This window comes from Desulfobaculum sp., assembly GCF_054921475.1.
The window spans coordinates 1-22,940 of record NZ_JBUDSW010000005.1 but is presented as its reverse complement, the minus strand read 5'-3'; the positions used below and the strand labels follow the sequence as shown (position 1 = coordinate 22,940).

14 protein-coding genes are annotated in these 22,940 nt (G+C 61.5%); 12 read left to right on the top strand and 2 right to left on the bottom strand.

Annotated features, from left to right (window positions below; genetic code table 11):
- From ACY69P_RS00740 to ACY69P_RS00725, 4 genes are read left to right on the top strand one after another with little or no spacing between them, the layout of a single operon-like run.
- The gene (locus tag ACY69P_RS00740) at positions 1 to 537 is read left to right on the top strand and encodes an NADH-quinone oxidoreductase subunit C (RefSeq protein WP_404845412.1); all 537 of its coding nucleotides are present in this window, start codon (positions 1 to 3) and stop codon (positions 535 to 537) included.
- Positions 537 to 1,619: a hydrogenase large subunit gene (locus tag ACY69P_RS00735; protein ID WP_462326241.1), complete on the top strand. Its 1,083-nt coding sequence runs from the start codon at positions 537 to 539 to the stop codon at positions 1,617 to 1,619. The genes ACY69P_RS00740 and ACY69P_RS00735 overlap by 1 nt, the downstream gene beginning before the upstream one ends.
- Positions 1,620 to 1,660: 41 nt before the next feature.
- Positions 1,661 to 2,002 carry a hydrogenase maturation nickel metallochaperone HypA gene (gene hypA / locus ACY69P_RS00730; protein ID WP_404845414.1) on the top strand — a complete coding sequence of 114 codons (342 nt, stop codon included), beginning with the start codon at positions 1,661 to 1,663 and terminating at the stop codon, positions 2,000 to 2,002.
- Between the two features lie 17 nt (positions 2,003 to 2,019).
- Entirely contained in the window at positions 2,020 to 2,658 is a 639-nt protein-coding gene (locus ACY69P_RS00725; RefSeq protein ID WP_462326240.1) for a 4Fe-4S dicluster domain-containing protein, read from the top strand.
- 396 nt (positions 2,659 to 3,054) lie between these two features.
- On the opposite strand, the gene ACY69P_RS00720 is transcribed toward ACY69P_RS00725, so the two are convergent.
- Positions 3,055 to 3,213 carry a hypothetical protein gene (locus tag ACY69P_RS00720; protein ID WP_404845416.1) on the bottom strand — a complete coding sequence of 53 codons (159 nt, stop codon included), beginning with the start codon at positions 3,211 to 3,213 and terminating at the stop codon, positions 3,055 to 3,057.
- A 426-nt stretch (positions 3,214 to 3,639) separates the two neighbouring features.
- Here ACY69P_RS00720 and ACY69P_RS00715 point away from each other — a divergent pair, with 426 nt between their 5' ends.
- Both ACY69P_RS00715 and ACY69P_RS00710 read left to right on the top strand, forming a co-directional pair.
- Positions 3,640 to 7,764 carry a PAS domain S-box protein gene (locus ACY69P_RS00715; protein ID WP_462326239.1) on the top strand — a complete coding sequence of 1,375 codons (4,125 nt, stop codon included), beginning with the start codon at positions 3,640 to 3,642 and terminating at the stop codon, positions 7,762 to 7,764.
- Between the two features lie 84 nt (positions 7,765 to 7,848).
- Entirely contained in the window at positions 7,849 to 8,751 is a 903-nt protein-coding gene (locus ACY69P_RS00710) for a hypothetical protein (protein WP_462326238.1), read from the top strand.
- A 99-nt stretch (positions 8,752 to 8,850) separates the two neighbouring features.
- Here the strand turns inward: ACY69P_RS00710 and ACY69P_RS00705 are convergent, their stop codons facing one another.
- On the bottom strand, positions 8,851 to 11,889 hold the full coding sequence (locus tag ACY69P_RS00705) for a response regulator (RefSeq protein ID WP_462326237.1): 3,039 nt from the start codon (positions 11,887 to 11,889) through the stop codon (positions 8,851 to 8,853).
- Between the two features lie 343 nt (positions 11,890 to 12,232).
- Between ACY69P_RS00705 and ACY69P_RS00700 the strand changes: the two genes are divergently transcribed.
- The 6 genes from ACY69P_RS00700 to ACY69P_RS00675 all read left to right on the top strand — a co-directional run.
- A complete protein-coding gene (locus tag ACY69P_RS00700; RefSeq protein ID WP_462326236.1) occupies positions 12,233 to 13,435 on the top strand; it encodes a sensor histidine kinase in 1,203 nt (400 codons plus the stop codon).
- Between the two features lies 1 nt (position 13,436).
- Positions 13,437 to 14,738, top strand: a complete 1,302-nt coding sequence (locus tag ACY69P_RS00695) for a response regulator (RefSeq protein ID WP_459901935.1) — start codon at positions 13,437 to 13,439, stop codon at positions 14,736 to 14,738.
- A 24-nt stretch (positions 14,739 to 14,762) separates the two neighbouring features.
- Positions 14,763 to 16,310: an HD domain-containing phosphohydrolase gene (locus ACY69P_RS00690; RefSeq protein ID WP_459901934.1), complete on the top strand. Its 1,548-nt coding sequence runs from the start codon at positions 14,763 to 14,765 to the stop codon at positions 16,308 to 16,310.
- A gap of 157 nt (positions 16,311 to 16,467) precedes the next feature.
- The gene (locus ACY69P_RS00685; protein ID WP_462326235.1) at positions 16,468 to 22,146 is read left to right on the top strand and encodes a transporter substrate-binding domain-containing protein; all 5,679 of its coding nucleotides are present in this window, start codon (positions 16,468 to 16,470) and stop codon (positions 22,144 to 22,146) included.
- A gap of 90 nt (positions 22,147 to 22,236) precedes the next feature.
- On the top strand, positions 22,237 to 22,602 hold the full coding sequence (locus tag ACY69P_RS00680; protein WP_459901932.1) for a response regulator: 366 nt from the start codon (positions 22,237 to 22,239) through the stop codon (positions 22,600 to 22,602).
- A gap of 107 nt (positions 22,603 to 22,709) precedes the next feature.
- Positions 22,710 to 22,940 (top strand): response regulator (locus ACY69P_RS00675; RefSeq protein WP_462326234.1); only part of this gene is annotated, 231 nt, incomplete at its 3' end.

Here is a 22,940-nt window from a genome sequence, read left to right as displayed (position 1 = left end):
ATGAAAGTAGAACGCAAAAAGTCCATCGAGGCCTTGGCGCAGAGCATTGCGCCAAGCCTTGAAGTCACATGGACCACTGACGACAAGAATAACGACTACGGCTGGGTGGAGCTGCCGAAGGCCGATGATCTTGTGCCGTTTGCCAAGGGGCTGGTTCCCCTTGAGGCGCGGATTATGACCATCACGGCCCATGCGCCGGAGAATCCCTCCGAAAAGGGGTTCTTTGAGGTGTGTTACCACTTCATCATCAAGGGCACCGCGCTGACCGTCCGCGTCATCCCCGAGGGCACCACGCCCACGGTGCCGTCCATCACGCCGTGGCACAAGGCCGCGGACTGGGCGGAGCGCGAAGTGCACGAGCTGTACTGCATTGAAGTGGCTAACCACCCCAATCCCAAACCGCTGTTCCTGAACAACGAGACGCAGCCGCTCGCTATGGAGCGCCTTGTCCCGCTGTCCACCATGGGCAACGGTGCTTGTACCAATACCCTTTGGGAAAAGATCATGGGCGATAAGTCCGGGGAGGCCGTACACTAATGGCGAATTACACCATTCCTGTCGGTCCGCTGCACGTTGCGCTGGAAGAGCCTATGTACTTCCAGGTGGACGTGGAGGGCGAGGTCGTCAAAAACATCGAGATGTACGCGGGCAACGCCCACCGCGGCATGGAAGCCCTCGCGCGGGAGCGCAACCTCTTCCAGAACGTGGTGCTTACCGAGCGCGTGTGCTCTCTGTGCTCCAACAACCATCCGCTGACCTACTGCATGTCCGTCGAGCACGTGGCAGGCATTGAGGTGCCGGAGCGCGGGCAGTACCTGCGCACCATCGCCGACGAGGTCAAGCGTATCTCCTCCCACATGTTCAACGTGGGCATCGGCATCCATGTGAACGGCTTCATGTCGCTGTTCATGCACGCCATGGAGCTGCGCGAGAAGATGCAGGACCTCAAGGAAACCGTGTGGGGCAACCGCATGGACATCTGCGCCAACATCATCGGCGGCGCGAAGTATGACCTTGACGACGAACTCATCGCGTACATGAAGCGGACCCTTGAAGAGCTGAAAAAGCCCTGCGAGGAGTTCCTGCATATCTACACCACGCACCCGCAGATTAAGGCCCGTACCGAGGGCGTCGGCATGTTCCCGTACGAGGACGCCGTCCGCTACGGTGCCAACGGCCCGGTGGCGCGTGGTTCCGGTCTGGACAACGACGTGCGTAAGGAATCCCCCTACGCCGCGTACGACCGCGTGAAGTTTGACGTTGTGCTGGAGGACGGATGCGACGTCCGCGCCCGCGCCGTTGTGCGCCTGCGTGAGATTTTCGAGTCCATCTCCATTCTGGAGCAGTGCCTGCGGGATATGCCCGAAGGTCCCATTGTCTGCGATCCGCTGCCCGAGATTCCCGAGGGCGAGGCCATTGCGCGCTCCGAAGCGCCGCGTGGCGAGCTGATCTACTACCTGCGGACCAACGGCACCCTGAAGCCGGAGCGCCTGAAGTGGCGTGTTCCCACCTATGTGAACTGGGAAGCACTGCGCGTGATGCTGAAGGACTGCAAGGTCGCCGACATCGCGCTCATCGTGAACAGCATCGACCCGTGCCTCTCCTGCACGGAACGATAGCCAGACCGGATCTGCCAAGGCCGGAGTAGAACGAAGCGCATATGCATGAACTTGCGATTGTGACCAGCATTCTAGAGATTGCAAAACAAGAAGCGTCGAAGTATGACGCGAAACGCATTACGCGGGTGCGCCTGAAAGTCGGGGAAATGTCCTGCCTGGAGGCGAGAACGCTCACGTCGTGCTTTGAGATTTGCGCAGAGGGGACTCCGGCCCAAGGGGCCGAGCTGATCGTCAACACGGTCCCCGTCACCTGGAAATGCAAAAACTGTCAAAACGAGTTCGAGGAGCCCGTCGATTACGCTTGCCCATCGTGCGGCAGCAAGACGCTCGATATGATGACTGGCCGCGAGCTTCTCGTCGAAAGTCTTGACGTTGAAACATGAATCGAGAGGTGCGGAACATGGATAAGCAGGAAAAGCAGCAATATATCATTCATGCGGACCCTTCAAAGTGCAAGGGATGCAAGAAATGCGAAATCGCCTGTGCGCAGGCGCATTATAATCTGACCAAGAAAGAGATCATCAAGAACCGCTCCAAGCTGGAGCCGCGCATCAAGGTCTACAAGGCCAACGATCTCAAGATGCCCATCCAGTGCAGGCACTGCCAGAACGCGCCGTGCTCCAAGGTGTGCCCCACCGGCGCCATTGTGCAGGACGGCAACATCGTGCGTGTGCGTCACCAGTACTGCGTTGGCTGCCGCATGTGCGTTATGGCATGCCCCTTCGGCGCCATCGTGGTGGCGGACAAGGACCCCGTGTTCGGCGACAATGCCCCCGTGCAGACCAGCCGCGCCGTGGCCCTCAAGTGCGACCAGTGCGAGGAGTGGCGCGCCGAGAATGGCAAGGACGTCAGCGCCTGTGTTGAGGCCTGCAAGTTCGGCGCGCTCCAGTTCCTGACCATTGAGGAATACCGCGCCATGAAGATGGCTGAGGCCGCGCAGAACATCGCTGCGGAAAACGGCCTGTGCGACTGCGCCGACGAGGAGCAGAAGCAGGACGAGGAGCCCGCTGCTAAAGAGCAGCCCCGCGTTCAGGCCTAAGAGCCAAATGACAGACCGCAGGCCGCTCCGCGAGGGCGCGCCGCGCGGCGCGGGCAGAGTGCACGGCCACCGCGCCACTCTCCGACGGGAGAGCCGCACAGCACGCCGCGCCGGCGTTGGCCGCCACAGCCGGGCCGCTTGCATTCCGCGTAGCCAGACAGGCCGCGTGGACGCACAAATGATCCTCGCTCCCCTCCCACAATGGGAGCGACGACCATAGCGAGTACGCACGAAGTACTCACAGATTGGACATGACCCCCGCCTTTCATCCCACACCGGAAGGCGGGGGTCCCTGTGTCTGGCGGGCAGGATTGCCAACGCCCGCACAGGAAAAAAGGCCCGCAACACTGATGTTGCGGGCCTTTGTTCGGGGCACTGGACAGCGCGGGGAAGTGTCTACTCGACCTTCTTCCCGGTTTCTTCTTCGCGGATTTCCACGATGCCGGGACGCTGACCACGCAGATGCTTTTCGCGCTCAAGGCGGGCAATCTGGTAGTTGTCGGTGTTGTAGATGACGTCTTCCTTGCCGTTGTCGATAAGGACGAGATTGTACATGCGGATAACTCCTTCTGGATTCTGCCATCCGGGGAACGCGGACCGGTGGGCTGCGGCGTTGCCGTGCACCTTCCGGCGTGTTCACATTCCAGGCGACGGGTAGCAAGAATTAGTGTTCCTGCCGCTCAAGTCAAGCGCTTGTTGCACCATGGGGCCAAGGTTTTTCTGCGAAGGGGATGTTCAGCGCCCCGGCAGATGGCTCGTGATGGGCGGAAGTGACGTGGAGAGTGTTCCTTTGGCTGTGAATCTGATAGTATTGCGTGTGGATTGTCATCGTTTGACAGGGCGCCCCGAGCGCCCGGCATGTGAGGGACGCATGAGACGCCGCAGTACACAGCCAGCTTGCACCGCACGCCCTGCCCAGCGGGGACGCGCCGCCACGGCCTCTGCGCGTGTGAGAGCGTCCGCACGCTTCAGGGGGCGGGCATGAGGCGCCGTGCTATCCCCATATTCCGCGCCGCGCTGCTTTTCCACCTGTTGGCGGGAGCCATCTTGATTGCCACGGTGGGGCTTGGCACCACAACGCAGGTGCGCCGCGTGGTTGAGGACTATCAGGACCGCCTCATCGACAGCCGCGTGCAGTATGTGCAGCACGCCATAGGCGCTTTTTTGATGCACAACTTTTCCGAGCTTCAAGGCCACGCCGCGTTTCCATTTCTGATTGAGGGGCTGGCTGCGCCGCAGCGCGACCAGCGCGTCGCCTTCCGGGAATTCCTTAATGAACTGTCACTGCTTGGCTACACGCCGCAGTTCGTCTTGCTGAGCCGAAGCGGGGCGGTTGCCCATGCTACGCGGGAGTGGCCCCGCTTTGATTACAGCCAGGACGAAAGCATCCGGCGCATCCTGCAAGGCATGGCGGATTCCGCCTTTTCTTTGAATTTCTTTCAGGATGATGCGTATTGGCGCATTGCTGTGCCTGTGTATTCCCTTGTGGGGGTAGAGGGCGTGCTGCTGACGGAGCTTCCATTTTCCGCGCTGGAGGACGAGGGAGGGCTGACGGACCTTGCGCAGGGCGTGTCGTTGCGGCTGGTGAAGGACGGCACGGTGCTTGCGCAGTATGGCCCACCGGGTGAAGGACAGCCGCGTGTGGAGGTGCTGGAGAATATCCCGTCCGTGCAATTGCAGTTCTTTTGGGACAAGGCCGCCCTGCTGCACGAGCGGAACATCCTTGTGGCGCGCATTGTGGTGGGGCCGGTTATTGTGATTATGGGCGTTTTGGCCCTTGTGCTGTTTTTGGTGCGCCGGGTGTTTACGTCGCCGCTGCGCGAGTTTCGCGTGGTGGCGCACTCCGTGGCCGAAGGCGGGAATGAAGTGCTGGTGCCGGAGCGGCAGATTACCGAGGAATTGGCCGTTCTCGCCCGCGATTTTAATACCATGACCGCCCGTGTGGCCGCGCGTGAAGATGCCCTGCAGCGTACGCGGGACGTGCTGGAGGTGCGCGTGCGGGAGCGCACGCGCGAACTGCACTCCGCGCTGGAGTCCGTGAGTGAGCGGGAATCCGTGGTCCGCGTCATGAATGACGCCGCGCTGGACGCCATGGTCATGATAGATGCGAAGGGCGTCATACTGTTCTGGAACAAAGCGGCCGAGGAACTGTTTGGCTACACGACGGAGGAAGCGCTTGGGCGGGATGTGCATGAGATTATCGCCCCTGCTGATGCGCGCGCCGAGGCCCGCGCAGGCATGGAGCAGTTTGCCCACAGCGGGACGGGCCGCGTTGTTGGTTCCGTGCTGGAGTTTGAAGCCATCCGTAAAGACGGCTCGCGCTTTTTGGTGGAGCGGGCGGTGGCGTCCTTTGAGCATCAGGGCGAGTGGTACGCCATTGGCAGCATTCGCGATGCATCCATGCGCCGCGAGACCGAGGAGGAGTTGCGCAGGTTGTCCCTTGTGGCGCGGCAGACGGATAACGCCGTTATCATCACAAATTCCCAAGGGCGTGTGGAATGGGTCAATGAAGCCTTTACCCGTATGACGGGCTATACCATTGAGGACATGGCGGGGAAAAAGCCCGGCAGTGTCCTGCAGGGGCCGGAGACGAATGAGGACACGGTCCGCTTCATGTCCCAGCGGCTCAAAAAGCGCAAGGGCTTCAAGACGGAGCTTATAAACTACACCAAAACGGGGCAGCGCATTTGGCTGGCCATAGAGGTGACCGCCGTGCGCAATGCCGAGGGCGCGGTAACGCATTTTATCGCGGTGGAAAGCGACGTGACCGAACGCAAGGCCATGGAGGCGGAACTTGTGCGTTCCAAGCTGGAAGCCGATGCCGCCAACGCCGCCAAAGGCGATTTTCTTGCCCGTATGAGTCATGAAATCCGCACGCCGCTCAATGCCGTCATCGGCCTTGGGCATTTGCTGCGCAAGTCGGACCTCAGCGGCACGCAGGCGGATTATGTGGAGAAAATCAGCGTTGCGGCGCAGTCGCTGTTAGGCGTCATTAACGACATTTTGGATTTTTCGCGCATTGAGTCTGGGCGGCTGGAGATTGAGACCGTTCCGTTTTCCGTAAGGACCATGGTCAAAAATGTGGTCAGCATCATGGGCCTGCTGGCTGAGGAAAAGGGGCTGGAGCTCCGCGTGCGGGTGGCGGAGGACGTGCCGGAGTGGCTGGAGGGCGATCCTTTGCGGCTTCGCCAAATCGTGACCAATTTCCTCAGCAATGCCATTAAGTTCACGGAGCGCGGCGAGGTGCGGCTCAGTGTGGGGCTTGTGCATACGACGTCCTCCCACGCCGTTGTGGAATTTGTTGTAGCCGACACAGGCATAGGCATGAGCAAGGAGCAACAGCGGCGGCTGTTCACGGCGTTTTGGCAGGCGGAGGGGTCCACCTCGCGCCGCTTTGGCGGGTCTGGCCTTGGGCTGGTTATTTCCAAGCACCTTGCGGAGCTTATGGACGGAACTATCACCGTGGAGTCCGCCGTGGACGAGGGGAGCACCTTTACCTTTACCGTGCGTCTGCCCATCAATGAAACGCAGGAGCAGCACATAGGCGACGAGGCGCTGGAGGGCAAGCGGGTGCTGGTGGTGGACAACAGCGAAAACTCGCGCGAGCTGCTGCTTGCCGCCGTGCAGAATCTGCATATGGCGCCGATGGTCGCCGATTCCGGCGCGTCGTGCCTTGCTTCGCTGCGGCAGGCGGCGGAGCAGGGGCAGCCTGTGGATGTGGTGGTCATGACGTGGCGCATGCCTGGGATGGACGGCGTGGAAACGGCCCGTGCCATTGCCGGGGACGCGACCATTTCGCCAAAGCCCGGCATTGTCCTCATGACGGCCTTTGGCAAGGAAAACCTGAAGAAGTATAGCGCCGGCGTCGCCATTGATGCGACTGTGGATAAGCCCGTGGACCCGGAGGAGCTTGCAGAGGCGCTGCGCGAGGTCTTTGCGCCGGGTGTTGGCCTTGGCACGCAGCAGGCCCCGCCGCCATCCCCGCGCGACACACAGGCGCCACTTGAGGGCATCCATCTGCTGGTGGTGGAGGACAATAGCATTAACCAGCAGGTGGCGCAGGAAATATTGCAGGACATGGGCGCGGAGGTGACCCTTGCGGCCAACGGCAAGCTGGCGCTTGAGGAGCTTGAGAAGCAGACGTTTGATGGCGTGCTTATGGACATCCAGATGCCCGTCATGGACGGATACGAGGCCGCGCGGCATATCCGGGAGGATACACGCTTTTCGGAGCTTCCCATTGTGGCCATGACGGCGCACGCCATGGCGGGTGACCGCAAAACCAGCTTGGATGCCGGAATGAATGAGCACGTCACTAAGCCTATTGACCCGTCTGTGCTCCTTGAGGTGTTGGAGCGCATTCTCCTTGGGAAGGAGTCCACCGGGAAGGCTGGCGAGTCCAAAGGGGCCCCTCCCGCGCCGTCTGTAGCGGCGCAAGAGGCGCGGCCTGAGGAACGGCCCGCACTGCCGAACCTTGTGGGGGGGGACGTGGTGAAAGCGCTGGGCGCTCTGGGTGGCAAGGTTGGGCTGCTCCGCTCGCTGCTCATGCAGTTTGGCGAGCAGTATGCCTTTGCGCATGAGGAGGTGCGGCGGCTGCTTGACGCCGGGGACGCTGAACAGGCGCGGGTGTATGCGCATACGATGAAGGGCGTGTCCGCCAATTTGGGGATGGATTCCCTCAGCGCCGTCAGTAAGGAGCTGGAGGCCGCAATTGTGGCGTCTGGCACCGATGTGGCGCAGGACCTGATGGAACGCTTTGAGCGCGAGCTTTTTGCCGTTGTGCAGAGCCTGCACGTTCTTGAAAACACGCCAGAGGCCGGGAACGCCCCGCAGTCCGCTGCAGAACGTTTGGATGACGCCGCAATTCGCGCTACCCTGCGCGAATTGAACCGGGAGGTGAGCTCCCGCAGCTTTACGGCAGGCCGGGTGGCCGCGCGGCTTGTTTCGGCACTTGGGGACCAGACGGGTGCGCAGGATGCCGAAGCCATTGTAACGGCGCTGAAGGCCTTTGATTACGTCCGCGCCGCAGAAGTGCTGGCCGCTTTGGCCCAGCGGCTTGATGTGCCGCTGGTGGATGAAGATGACGACGCCCCGGAAGAACCATAAAAACACCCCGGAAGGGCTCTGACAAAGCCGGCATGGCTGGTGTGAGGTCTTGGGCGCGCCCTGATACAAGGAAAGGAGTTGACCGTGGACGAGATGATACGGCGGGTTGCCGACGAGGTGGCCCGCTGGCTGGGCGAGGCGCATGACCCCGCCCCGGCGCTGACCCATTACGCTGAGGTGACGCTGGGGACCAGCGAGGCCGCCGCCCTGCGCGGCGCCTTGGCCGACCCGGACCACCCCGAGAGGGAGGTCCTGCTGGAGCTTCTCTTTTTCCCCGACTACGCCCTGAAGGTGCAGGTTGAACCGCACGTGGCCGAGGGAGGCGCCACCGGGCTGGATGATGCCGTCACGCGCGAGGTGCTCGCCCGCGTGCAGGAGGGGCGCTTTGTGCTTGCAGGTGGCGAGGTGCTGACCGTACCCCTGAGCGAAGAGGCTGTCTTTGGATTAGTGCGCCGCCTTCGCACAGGGGCGACGCCGCCACAGGATGTACGCCGCGCCGCCTCGCAGCGGCTGGACGCGCAGATGGCCGTCCGGGCGGGGGTGCTGTTTCGCCATGCACGCCTTGAGTGGAGCATGGAGCAGACGAACTTCGTTGTGGACGCTCTGCGCAATCTGCCGCAGGCGGGCGAGGAGATGCTGGATATGCTCGGCTGGACGGCGGCCTTCCTTGGCGCGCTGGGTGCTGGGCAGGACATTTTGGACGGCTTGCGCGTGCGGTGGCGGGAGGCCTACCGCAATTTGGGCCGTGCGGAGCGCTTTGCCAAGGCGCTTGCCTCGTCCAACTACGAGACCATGATTATGCAGGGCATCCGGGAGCCGCATTTTGATACCGAAACCCTGCGCGAGGATATGTACCGCGCGGATGAGTTGGCCCGCGCCGTGTTTCGGGAGTCTGTGGTGGAAGTGCAGGGCGAAGGCCTCCGCGATGTGGGCTCCATCGAAACCGCAGACGATATGCACCGCGTCTTGGGCCTGATGGGGATGTAGGCGCGACCGCTCTTGCCTCCCCGTGGCCGGACAGGCCGCAACGTTTTTGCGCCCCCGCATGATTGTGCGGGGGCGTTGTCTTTTGGGTTGGCGCGGTGGCTATGGGCAGTGTGGCTGGTAGGACTCTCCGGTGGCGCTTCCGTTTGCTGTTTTGCCCTGAATGGCGGCGTCTATGGCCCGGCGCAACGCATTGGGGCGCAGCGGCTTGGCAACAAACCCGTTCATTCCCACATGAAGAAGGCGCTCCATGGTGCCCTTCATGTTGTTGGCGGTCATGGCGACGATGGGTGTTGGCGTGGTGGTCTTCGTTGCGTCCTCGTGCTGGCGGATGAGGGCCGTGGCCTCAATGCCGTCAAGCTCGGGCATTTGGATGTCCATGAACACAAGGTCGAAGGGCTCGCGTTTGAAGGCCTCCACAGCCTCGCTGCCATTGGGGGCGATGGTGACGGTGTGGCCAAAGTTTTCCAGCATGCTCCGGGCGACGTTTTGGTTGATTGGGGTGTCCTCGGCCAGCAGGATGCGCAAGGCCGGAGTCGTGGCGCTTGTAGGCGGGCCTTCGCTACTGGGCAGGCCGTCCAGACAAGGGGGCGTGTCGTTTTCCACCCCAAAGGCGACGGCGAGCGCCTTCATGAGCACAAGCGTTTCTACGGGTTTGGGGATGCAGATAATGTTTTTCTTTTGCGCTGTGGCGTAGGCGACAAGCCGCCCTGTGGCGTTGAGCATGATGGCGCTGAGGTCTGGCTGGCCGGTTGCGCCGCGCACGTCTTCCGCCATGGCGATGCCGTCCAGCCGGGGCGGGCGGTGGTCCGTGATGAGTGCAACACGTTTGGGCGCTCTTTGTGTGATGATGGCGGCGGCCTCGTCGGCGGACTCCGCCAGGTGGACTTCCACGTCCCAGAGCCGGAGCTTGGTATGCAGCAGTTGCCTGCTTGTGGGGTTGTCGTCCACCACAACGGCCAGTGTGTCCCGGAAGAGGGCAGGGGCAGGGTAGTCCGTTGCTTGCAGGGCGTCCTCTTCGGCAAAGTCCAGCAGGATATTGAAGGAAAACGTGCTGCCCTTGCCCGGTGTGCTGGTCACACCGATGCTACCGCCCATAAGTTTCGTCAGCTGGGCGGTAATGGCAAGCCCCAGTCCGGACCCGCCATAGTGGCGCGAGGTGGACGTATTCTCCTGCTCGAAGGATTCAAAAATGTGGGCGATGCGGTCCGGGGCAATGCCAATGCCCGTATCCGACACCGAGACGTCGATCCGCAGCCGATCGTTGTGCATTGTGTGGCGGACGCGCAGGAGAATGTCGCCATGCGCGGTGAATTTGATGGCATTGCTGACAAGGTTCAGCAGAATCTGCCGCAGGCGTGTGTCGTCACCCACCACATGGTCCGGCACGTCGTGGGCGAAGTCGATGAGCAGTTCCACATCCTTGTCCGCCACCAGCGGCGCTTGGAGGGTGATGACCTCCTGCAGGCACTGCCGCAGGCTAAAGGGTTGCACGTCCAGCGTCAGCTTGCCCGCCTCCACCTTGGAAAAGTCCAGAATATCCCCCAGCAGATTCAGGAGCGTATTGCCGGAGTTGCGGATGGTGCGCACGAATTCATATTGGTGCGGCGTCAGGGACATTTGCATCAGCAGTTCCGCCATGCCGATGACCCCGTTGAGGGGGGTGCGGATTTCGTGGCTCATATTGGCGAGGAATCTGCTCTTGGCCTGACTGGCCTGTTCTGCGGCCTTTTCCGCCTCCTTCAGCCGGGTGACGTCCGTTTGCGTGCCCACGGCGCGCAGGGCTGTGCCGTCCTCCGCCCGGCTGACAACACGCCCGCGCGAGAGCACCCAGCGGTAGCCGCCAAGGCTGGTGCGCATGCGGAATTCAAGATTCCAGATGCCATCCTGCGAGGTGAGAAAGGTGTTGAGCTGTTTTTCAACAAACTCCCGGTCCTCGGGGTGAATGAGGCTCACTGCCGCTTCCGGCGTGGCAGGGAGTGAGCCGGGGCCGTAGCCCAACATTCTGAACCAGCCCGGGCTGTAGTAGACCTCGCCCGTCTCAAGGTCCCAGTCCCAAATGCCATCGGCGTTGGCGTCCATGGCGAGGGCGAAGCGTTCCTGACTTTTGCGGAGGGCAAGCTCTGCTGCCTTGCGCGCTGTAATGTCCGTCTGTGTGCCCATAACGCGGTAGGGCGCGCCCTTCACGTCGCGGTCCGTACCAATGCCCTTGAGCTGTATCCACCGCGTGTTCTTGTCGCGGTCCAGCAGGGGGATTTCCAGTTCAAAGCCATTGGTTTCGTTGTGGGCCAGCTCCACAATGCTGGCGGAGAGGCGGGCGCGCTCCTCGGCGGGGATATGTGTCAGCCACTCCTTCATGGTCTGCGGCCCTTGCGGCGGCGTGTAGCCCAATATGCCCAGCGAGCGCCTGCTCAGGTACAAATCGTCCGTTGTGATGTTCCAGTCCCATATGCCCTCGGAGGCGGCGTTAATGGCGATGGAGTAGCGCTCCTCGCTCTTTTGCTGCGCCTCGCGTGCGTCGCTGTAGGCGCGCCCCGTGGCCAGGAGCATGGCGGCGTGCTCCAGCGTTTCTACATCGTCGGGGCTCCACGGCGGGGGGCAGTGGGTGCTGTCCGCTGTGATGAAGCCAAAGGAAAGCCCCCCCGCGTGTAGTGGTGCGGTGATGAGAGCGGCTGGGTTCCAGCCCGGCGGCAAAAGGCCGGTGCCCATAGGCCCCTGCGTGTCGCAGGGGAAGGCCCTTGGCTTTCCTGCCAGCGGCGCTTTGGTGAAGTCCTTGTAGCTGTGCACCGGAATGTTGCGGATGATATCCGCGATGGGGCGTACCCCTTCGGCCGTCCATTCCTGAGTGATGTCAAAGCGCGTTCCCTCGCGCGTGAAGACGAGCAGGCAGACCCTGTCCGCTCCCAAAAAATTTCCCAGCAGACCAAGGGCCTGTTCCTGCGCGCTTGGTCCCGGATTGGCGATGAAGGTGCTGGCAATGTCCGCAAGGGCTTTGTTTCGCTCGCGCACGCGTGTGGAGCGGGCCTTGATGGACTCGTTCTCCCGCCGCATCGCATGCAACCGCAGCATAAGCCACGTGATGCAGGCGCACAGGATAATCCCCGCGCCGACGGTGGTGAGCAGAAGAGGGTCCATCAGCATGTTTGCTCCACTTTGGTCAGAGATGCCAAGCAGTATACACCATGCGCCGCACCAATGTCATGAGTCTGTGAGTTTGTTTGCCGAATTTCGCTAGAGGGAACTTGATTTTCCTAAACACGTCTTGCGTTTTTCCGGGCGGATGACATACTAGCCGATAGTAGGTGTGCCCTCGCTGTCTTTCCGCGCGAAAAGACGGAGTGGCAGGAATTTTCGGAGATTACAGTGACATGTGTACGTGGCGGTGGACGCGGCCGCCCATGGCGGAGCTTCGGATGTGACGGCTTATCGATATGTGCGCGTCCGGCGCGACGCCCTCTGACGCCAAAAGGGAGGAACCAGCCCCGTGCGTATTCTCATAGCCGAAGATGAGACCATACCACGCAATGTGTTGCGCAAGACCCTTGAATCATGGGGGCATACCGTTATTGAGGCCGCCAACGGAAGGGAGGCGTACGACCTGTATGCCGGGGTGCAGACGCCGGTGGATATGCTGGTGACGGACTGGATGATGCCGGAAATGGATGGGCTGGAACTAGCGCGGCGCGTGCGCCGGGCCAGTAATGAGACGCTGTATACCTATATCATCCTGCTGACTGCGAAGTCGGACATTGACGACATGGTCAGAGGGTTCAGGGAGGGCGAAGTGGACGACTATGTGGTCAAGCCGTTTGATGCCTCGGAACTCAAAGTGCGGCTGCAAGTGGGTGAGCGGTTGTTGTCTCTGGAGCGGACGCAGAGGGAGATAAACCGCTCGTTGCAGGAGTCGCTGGACGAGCTGCACCGCACGCAGCAAAAGCTGGTGCAGTCCGAGAAAATGGCGTCCCTTGGTGGACTGGTGGCCGGAGTCGCCCATGAAATCAATACCCCAGTCGGGCTGGGGCTTACAGCGGCCTCGTTTTTGGGGCGCAAGGTGCACGACCTGCGCGGCATGCTGCAGGAGGAGGCGCTGACGCGGTCCAAGCTGGAGGCGTTTTTGGATAACGTCGATGAGGCGTCACAATCCATTCTGACCAACCTCGGCCGCGCTGGGGAACTCATTCAGGGCTTCAAGAAAGTGGCCGTGGACCAGACCACCGGCGAAAAGCGCGCCTTCGGCGTGGCGGAGTACATCAGCGAGGTGCTCCTGAGCCTGCGGCATGAGTACCGCCGCGGCGGGCATGAAGTGGTTGTGGACTGTCCGGATGACTTGACCATTGAAAGCTATCCCGGCGCGTTTGTGCAGGTGCTGACCAATCTGGTCATGAACTCCCTGATGCACGGCTTTGAGGACCGCGAGAACGGCCAGATTACGATTGCCGCCCGCGAGGACGGCGACGACGTTGTGGTGGAATACACCGATGATGGCGCGGGTATGGACGCCAAAACCCTGCGGAACATGTACGAGCCGTTTTTTACCACCAAGCGCGCCCGTGGCGGAACCGGGCTGGGCATGCAGATTGTCTTTAATCTTGTGACGCAGAAACTGGGTGGGGACATCCGGTGCGAGAGCAGCCCCGGCGAGGGGACCCGCTTTTTCATAACCGTACCAAAGCTGGTGGGGAAGTAGCATGGGCAGACAAGGCTGGCCGCCAGACGATGAGCCTCGCGACGAGCGCCCCTTTGCCTTTGCCAGTGAAGGGCAGCAGCCCGAGGCGGATTCCGGCGCATGGAAGCTGCTTGTCGTGGACGATGAGCGGGAAGTGCACGCGCTGACCCGCCTTGTGTTGGGCGATTTTCGGTTTTTGGGACACCGGCTTCAGTTTTTGCACGCCTATTCCGCGCAGGAGGCGCAGGACATCCTGCGGCGGCACGATGACATCGCGGCCATCCTGCTGGACGTCGTTATGGAGACCTCCACGGCGGGGCTGGACCTTGCGCGCTGGGTGCGTGAGGACCTGAAAAATACCCTCGTGCGTATTGTCCTGCGGACGGGACAGCCCGGCGAAGCCCCGGAAAAGGCCGTTATCGAGCAGTACGAAATCAACGACTACAAGTACAAAACCGAGCTGACCGACGACAGGCTGTTTACGTCGATAACCACTGCCGTACGGTCCTACAGGCATTTGCAGGATCTTGAGGACAGCCGCAGGGAGCTTGAAGTGGCGCGGGACAAGGCGGAGGTGGCAAACCTCGCCAAGGATCAATTCCTCGCCAATATGAGCCACGAACTGCGCACCCCCCTCAACGGCATCCTTGGACTGACCAATCTTCTGCTGGACGCCTCCCTCACCGGGCAGAACCTTGAATACTGCAAGATGATCAAAAAGTCCGGCGAAGGGCTGCTTGCCATCATCAACAATGCTCTTGAGCTCTCCAGCCTGCGCGAGGGCAGCCTTGAGCTTAATGAGCGTCCGTTCAACCTGCGGGCGGAGCTGCGCAAGGTCATTGAGGTGATGGAAATTCAGGCCGGGTGGAAGGAACTGGAACTGCGCTGGAGCGTTGACCACATGGTGCCCGAGCGCCTGCTGGGTGACCCGGCGCGGCTGCGGCAGGTTGTGGTGAACCTGCTCGTCAATGCCATTCGGTACACGGACAAGGGCGCGGTGAGCCTTGCTGTGCAGGAACTCACGCCGGACCTTGCCGAAAGCCTTGAAGGCAAGGCCCCCATGCCGCGCTGCGCGGACGGGGTGGCGCTGTTTTTTGTGGTGAGTGATACGGGGGTGGGTATACCTGCGGATAAGCGCGAGCATATTTTTGAGCCCTTCGCGCTTGCCGAGGACTACATGACCAAGCGTTTATCCGGGGCGGGGCTAGGCCTTGCCATCACGCGGGACATTATCCAGCGGATGAACGGCGGGATTTGGGTCGAAAGCGACGAGCACAGTGGCAGCCAGTTCTATTTTTCCCTGTGCCTTCGCAGAACCGAGTAACGCAGACCGTGGGGTACGTTGCGTATGAGCCAAAGCAGGCAGAATGATCTCTTTGCTGCCGAGCATGAAGAAGAGCATGCGGTCCATGAGCCGGATTGGAAGCTCATGATCGTTGATGATGAAGAGGAAGTGCACACCGTCACCCGGATGGTGGTCCGGGACTTCACCTTCGATGGCCGCGGCTTTGAATGCATCAGTGCCTACACCGCCCGGGAAGGGCGGGAGCTGATTCGCCAGCATCCGGATACCGCGCTCATCTTGCTCGACGTCGTTATGGAGACGAATCAGGCGGGGCTTGAATACGTCAAATTCATCCGTGAGGAGTTGGACAACCAACTCGTGCGCATCATCCTGCGCACCGGGCAGCCGGGACACGCTCCGGAGCGGCAGGTCGTGGTGCAGTACGACATCAACGACTACAAGCAAAAGACGGAGCTCACGGAAGAGCGGCTGTATACGACCATCATCGGCGCGGTGCGGTCCTACAAGGACCTTGTGACCATTGAGCGCAGCATGCACGGGCTGGAGCGTGTTATTGAATCCTCGGGGCATCTTTTGGCGCAGCGGTCGTCGGACGAGTTTTGTCAGGAGTGGCTGCACGCGTTCAGGGACCTTGTGCGGCAGGAGTGCCGAAAGCATGCCCCGTGCGAGGCCGATGGCTTTGCCGTGATGGAACGTCATGGCGAAATGCCCATTGTGGCGGGCATCGGTCAATACCGCGAGCGCATTGGCCGCGATGCGCGCGAGATTGCGCCAGACGCCGTAAAGGCCATGCACAGCGCCACCCAAAATGGCGGTATCCAGCGCGACGGGCGGGCCTTTGCGGTGAGTTTTCAGGGCAAAAGCGACATCCCAAGCCATGTGTATCTGGAGTGCTGCCGTCCGCTGGAGGACCTTGAGCATCGGCTTCTGAGCATCCTTGGAACCAATGCGGGGATGGCCCTCGACAACCTCACCCTGAATCACGAACTGATCAACACCCAAAAAGAGCTTATCTTTACCCTTGGCGATGTGGTGGAGAGCCGCTCGCACGAAACGGCAAACCACGTGCGGCGCGTGGCGGAGTATTCATACTATCTCGCCATGGAATATGGCCTGGAGGAGCCCGAAGCCGGGCTGCTTCGCCTTGCCTCGCCAATGCACGACGTGGGGAAAATTGGCATTCCGGACTCCATCCTGCTTAAGCCGGGGCGGCTGACCAAGGAGGAGTTCGAGGTCATGAAGACCCACACCACCATCGGCTATAAAATCCTCAGCACCTCCGGACGCAAGATTATCCGTTCTGCGGCGGTGGTGGCCCTACAGCACCATGAGCGCTGGGATGGCGGGGGCTATCCCAATGGATTGCAGGGCGAGGAAATTCATATTTTTGGACGCATTACCGCGCTTGCGGATGTGTTCGACGCGTTGTCCTCACCCCGTGTGTACAAGGAAGCGTGGGAGACACAGCGCATTCTTGATCTGCTTCGCAAGGAGCGTGGCGGCTTATTTGAACCTGCACTTGTGGACCTTTTGCTGAGCAACCTTGATGCAATACACGCCATCCAAAAGGCCTATCCCGACGAAGGGTGAGGCCGGATTCTTTGCGCCGCACCGGGGCGGCCCACGCACCTGTATGGGGGCAAGGCTGTGTGCCGCCCTCGTCCTTGCGCTGGTGCTGTGCTGCGCTGTGGGCCGCGCGGCGTCGCAAGATGTGGAGGGTGCGGGAGGACCGCTCCGGGTGGTGTTTATGGATACCCGGCCCGTATACTTCCCGGGGCCGGATGGCGAGGCCCGCGGCATTGCCGTGGATTATTGGCAGATGCTGGCCGCACGCAGCGGCTTTGAGCTGACTTTTGCGTTTACGTCCATGGCCGAGGGACTCCGGCGCGTGGAGAATGGCGAAGCGGACATCCTTGCCGCGTATTTTCGCGTTCCGGGCATGGGGGAAAAGCTGGAGCCGGTCGGCCCGTATGCCCAGACCGGGCTGTACCTGTATTACGTCAAGGACGCCTTTGGGAATATGCCGCCCCAGCGCATCGCGGACCTCAATGGCTACGACATCGGCGTTATAGCCGGTAACGCCAATGAGGACATCATCCGCAGGGCGAACCTCGACAGCGACGTGACCGCCTTTAATGACTACCGCGAGCTGTGCCTTGCCCTTGCGGAGGGGCGGGTGGACGCCGCTGTGATGGCGCGCGAGGTGGCCTCGGCCTTTTTGGCGGAGGCAGGCGCGACCGGGCGTGTGAAGTTTGTCTCCCCGCCCGTGGTCAGCGGCAAGGTTTTCGCTGGCGTCAAAAAGGGCCGGACCGAGTTGGCAAGGCGGCTGAATGCCGCCATGGAGGCGGTGACGGATGAGGAAGTGGCCGCCGTCATCAGCGAATGGGTTGGGCATAACGCGGAGGCGCTTGTTGGCGAGCGCCAATTTGAGGAGCTGGGCGAGGTCAACGTGGCCCTGCCCGAGGCGTTGCCGCCGTATTCCATGAAGCGTGCGGGCAGAACGGCGCAAGGACTGCTGCCGGACCTGTGGCGGGCATGGAGTGTGCGCACGGGGGTGCCGGTCAACTTTGTCTATACCGAAGGCTGGGGCGAGACGGACCTGCGCGCGGGCACGGTGGATGTCATGCATATATTCCGGCAGGCGGACGAAGAGCCGTTGACCGGAGCCATGGATTTGCGGCTTCCGTTGTGCGTGGAGGAGAACTTTTTCTTTAACCGCCAGCTCTACGGCGTCAAGACCATGGGGGACCTGCACGGGTTGCCTGTAGGATACTCTTGGCCTGTGCAAGAGGCCGTTGTGAGCGGGCTTTCGCCGGAGATGCGCACCCTTTATCCGTCCATCAAGGAACTGGAAAAGGCGCTGACGCAGGATAATCTGTTGGCGTTTGTCCTGCCGGTGGAGACGGGCCTCAGCCTTTTGCGCGGTGCGGGGAAGCTGGAGGAGTTTAGTTACCATCAGGACCGCCCCCTGTGGACGGGCGGCATCCATGCTGCCGTGCGCGGGGACGACGCGCTGCTCTTTCAGGCGCTGCGCGAGGGCATGGCGGCTATTGGGTCCGATGAACTGCGCTACATGCGCCGCAAATGGCACCCGAGGCAGAGCGTGGTGAGCGGCGGCCCCCTTTTGGTCGCGATGGACAGGTACAATCCACCCTTGAGCTTTGCCACGGACGACGGCCAGCCAGCGGGCTTGCTGGTGGACATCTGGCGGCTGTGGGCCGAGCGCAGCGGCCATGATGTCCGCTTCATCCTGAATGACCGGCACGACGTTATCCGCGATGTGCAGACCCGGATGGCCGACGTGGCCGCAGGGCTGCCGAACGAGCCGGGCCAGTCGCAAAAGCTGGCCTTTGCCTCGCCCGTGTATGGCGAACAGTGGGCGCTGTTTTACCGTTCTGACAAATATGCCCCGCAGGCCCTGGACGACATGCTGGGGACAACCGCCGCCGTGGTGGACGACCCCGACGTTATCAAGGCGCTGGAGTGGGAAGCCCCGTACATCCGTCAGGTGCTGTTTCAGGACGTGCAGGGCGCGGTGGAAGCCGCTCTTGCTGATGGATTGGACGCCGTGGTCGGCCCGACCTTGGAGGTCCGCAAGGCGCTTTTGAAGCAAGATTCGCAGGCGCTGTTTCAGAAGCTGGCCACATGGGAACATACGGATGAATTGCGCCCCGGCGTCGCCAAGAACAGTTCCAGCCTGCTTGCCGCCGTCAACGAAGGCTTTGCCAATATTTCGGACAACGAACTGCTGGAACTGGAAAAGCGTTGGATTACCAATCCGGAAGACTACGTATACAGGCCGCGGGCCAAGGTGTTTCGGCTGACGGCGTGGGAGCGCGGCTGGCTGGCGCGGCATCCGTCGGTGACCCTTGGCGTGCCCCGCGACTATCCGCCCTTTGTGCTGGAGGACGAATCCGGCCGGCCTACGGGTATGGCGGTGGAGGTGGTGCGGCGGGTGGCGCAGCGCGCGGGACTGAGCGTGCGCATCGTCATGGTGGATGGCTGGGATGAGCTGATGCGGCAGGTACGCGGCGGCGTTCTTGATGGCATAGCCTGCGACGTGCCGACCTATGAGCGCGGCCACGGGCTGACCTTCTCCAAGGACTATGTGAAGACGCCGTGGGTCATTGTTGCGCGCGATGACGCGGACTACATGTCCGGGCTGGAGGACCTCATTGGCCGCAAGGTGGCCGCTGTGCGCAATGGTGCGGCGCACGATATCCTTGCGCGGTATCCTGAGATTGACGTCTTGGCCGTGGATTCTCCCGAGGCGATGTGGGCGGCGGTATCCTTTGGTGAGGCCGATGCCTGCCTCAGTAATTTTGCCACGGCCAGCTACTCCATCAGACAGCAGGGCATCACCAACCTGCGCGTTGCCAGCGTGCTGCAGCATGAGCTGCGCCTTGCCGTTGGCGTGCGCGAGGATTGGCCGGAGCTTGCGGGTATTGTGAACAAGGCGCTGGACTCCATCCCCCACGCCGAGCGTGAAGCCATCTTCCGCCACTGGGTGGGCGTGAAGGTACAGACCGGCATGGCGATGGGGCAGGTGTGGCGCATTGCTTTGCAGGCTGGGGGCGGCGTTCTCGTCGTATTGGTCCTTATCCTGTACTGGAACCGCCGTCTCGCGCGCGAGGTGCGCGAACGGCAACGCGCCGAAGCGGACCTGATGCGCAGCTTTGGCTTTATGCAGGTACTCCTCGACTGCTTGCCGATTCCGGTTTTCTTCAAGAACGAGGCGGGGCGTTACGTCACCGTTAACGCAGCGTTTCTCGAGCTTGTGGCTAAGGAGCGCGAGGATGTTCTTGGCCGCAAGGAAGGCGAATGTGTGCCCCGCGACTTTGCAGAGCAGGGCATGCATGCCGATGGCGCCATCTTTGCGGGAGAGCACGCGGGGTTGACCTATGAGGCGGAGTACCTGCGCGAGGACGGGGGGCGCTTCGTCTTTATTGTGTCGCGGTCCATGGTGGAGCAGATAGACGGCGAGGTGGGCGTTGTGGGGGTGATGCAAAATATCACCGAACGCAAGGACACCGAAGACGCGCTTATGCGCAGCCAGCAGCGCTTTAAGATGGCGATGTCCGCCACAAGCGACGGCCTGTGGGACTGGAAGGTCGGCGAGTCTGAGGTCTATTTCAGCCCCGGATTTTTGCATATGTTTGGGTATGAGGAAGGCGAGCTGCCCGCCAGTGTCGAAACGTGGACGCGCCTGCTGCATCCCGAGGACCGCGAGCGGGTGTTGGAGTCCTACCGGCGGCAGCTTGAGCGGGTGGAGCCCTTCCGCAACGACTACCGCATGCTCCATAAGGATGGATCCGTGGTTTGGGTGATGGGCCGCGCGCAGATTGTGGACGAAGCCGGCAGCGGCACCGCCACGCGTGTGGTCGGGACGCACACGGACATCACCCACCGCAAGACCATTGAGGCGGAACTGCAAATCGCCAAGGAAGCCGCCGAAGGCGCCAACCGGGCCAAGAGCCAGTTCCTTGCCAACATGAGCCACGAGATACGCACGCCTATGAACGGTGTGATCGGTATGTCCGAACTGCTCCTTGGCACCGAACTCAGCCATATGCAGCGCGGGTATGTGGACTCCATCCGCGTTTCGGGCGAGGCGCTCCTTACCGTTATCAACGACATTTTGGACTTTTCCAAGATAGAGGCGGGCAAGCTGGAAATCGACGTTGCGCCCTTCAGCCTGCGCGACTCCCTGTACAACGACCTGCAGACCCTTGGCCCCCGCGCGGCGGAAAAGGGGCTGGAACTGATGATGCACATCGCCCCCGAGGTGCCGGACAGCCTTATGGGCGACCCCAAGCGCCTGCGGCAAATCCTTATCAATCTTGTGGGCAACTCCTTGAAATTCACCGACAGCGGCGAAATCGTCATCAGCGTCGATTTCCGCGGCTTTGTGGACGACAAGGTCGACGTGCACTTCAAGGTGTCGGACACCGGCATTGGCATCAATCACGAGGACCAGCGCCGCATCTTTGATTTGTTCGTGCAGGCCGATGGCACCATTACGCGGCGCTACGGCGGCACCGGACTGGGGCTGGCCATCTGTACCCAGCTTGTCAGTCTGATGGGCGGCGAAATTTCCGTACAGAGCGAGCCGGGCAAGGGCAGCACCTTCAGCTTCAACGTGCTTATGGAAGAGGCGGACGTGGTTGTGCCCAGCCGTGCGGCCATCCCGGACGTGAGCGTGCTGGAGGGCGTGCGGGTGCTCATCGTGGACGACAGCGAGATGAACCGCCGCATACTGGCCGAAAGCCTCAAGCAGTGGAAGATGGTGCCGGTGCAGGCGTCCAGCGTGTCCGAGGCCGTGGGGCTGATGGAGGGCGCCGTGGTGCGCGGGCAACCCTATGAGCTTGCCCTTGTGGACCGCGTCATGCCCGAGGCCGATGGGCTGGCGCTGATGGATACCGTGCGGCGGCGGCCTGAGTTCGCGGGGATGAAGATTATTATGCTTACATCGTCCGCCACGCAGGAGGAGGAGCGCAGGGCTCGCGCTCTTGGCGCGGTGGCGTGCCTTGTGAAGCCAGTGGGCCCGGCGGAGCTGCTGCGCAGTGTGGCACAGGCCCTTGGAAGCTGGGAGAACGTTGGGCTGGCGCGGCAGGCCAAAAAGCCCGAAGAGCTTGTGGCCTCGCGTGAGCTGCGCGTGCTTCTGGCCGAGGATACGCCCATCAACCAGAACGTGGCCAAGGCCATGTTGGCGACCTTTGGGCACACAGTGGCCATTGCCAATAACGGTGTGGAGGCGCTCAGCGCGCTGGATGAAGAGGAGTTCGACGTTATCCTTATGGACGTGCAGATGCCGGAGATGGACGGCGTGGAGGCCACGCGCATCATCCGTGAGCGGGAGCGGGAAACCGGGGAGCATATCCCCATCATTGCCATGACGGCCCACGCGATGAAGGGCGACCGCGAGCGCTTTGAGGCCGCGGGGATGGATGGCTTTGTCCCCAAGCCCGTGACGCCGAAGGAGATGTTTGACGCTATGGAAATGGTCGCCGCCGGGGACTACGCGGGAGCGCCGCCGGCCAGCGATGCGGCGCAGGAAGCGGAGAACGGTATGCATACAGACGCGCCGGAACAGGACGCGCCCATTTTGGACGCGCGCCGAATGAAGGAGAGCTTTGGCGGTGAGCAGGACTTCCTGCGCGAAAACGCCAAGATATTCATCGACGAAGTGCCCCAGCGTCTTGATGAGCTTGAGACGGCGCTACGGGACGGCGACACCAAGACCCTTGGCGAACGCGCCCACGCCCTGAAGGGGACGGTGGGGTGCTTTACCATGGGCATGCCCTTTGAGGTGTCGCAGCAACTGGAGCAGGCCGGAAAGAACGGAGATATCGCGGAAATACCGCGCCTGCTTGGCGAGCTTCGGCGCGGGCTGGATGCCATGGTTCGGGAATTACAGGATATCTGATTTTCGGGTGTGTGGCGCCATCGTAAAAGCTGTTTTTCGGTGGAATGATGCGGTGAAATCATGCTATTTTGACACGTGGGGGAAGTAGCCATGGCACGAATACTGATCGCGGAAGACGACTATGTGGCGCAGTTGACCGTATCAAAGATGGTCACCAAGCTTGGGCACACGCCGTTTGTCAGCCCCAACGGGCGACATGCGTACGAGGCGCTCAAGGCCGCCAATAATTTTGATCTGCTCATCACGGACATCATGATGCCTGAAATGGACGGCCAACAGCTCATCAAAACCCTTCGTGGGGATAGCGAGTTCATGAAGTTGCCGGTCATCATCATGTCGGCTGTGGTGGGGGTGAAGGACATCAGTTCCCTGTTGGAGCTTGGGGCGACGTTCTTCCTTGCCAAGCCGATGCAGGAAGAGGAATTGGTGCATTACATTGACCGTTGTCTGGAGTGAAGGGCGCGGAGCAGGTGCGGCCCTGTGAAGCCCGGCCATATGGCCGGGCCTGATGGGGCGATGAGGAGAGCGCTACGTACGGACGACGCGAAGAACCGGAGGAATGCATGAGAGCGCTTGTGGTCGAGGACGATTTCATTTCGCGGGAAGTCTTGCGCAAGAATCTGGCTCCGTTCTTCGAGATCAACATCGTGGTCAATGGAGAGGAAGCCGTTTCGGCGTTCAAGATTGCCCATGATGAGCACCGGCCCTATTCGCTCATCATTATGGACATCATGATGCCGGTTCTTGATGGCCTGAGCGCTGTGCGGCAGATTCGGGCCTATGAGGAGGAAAAC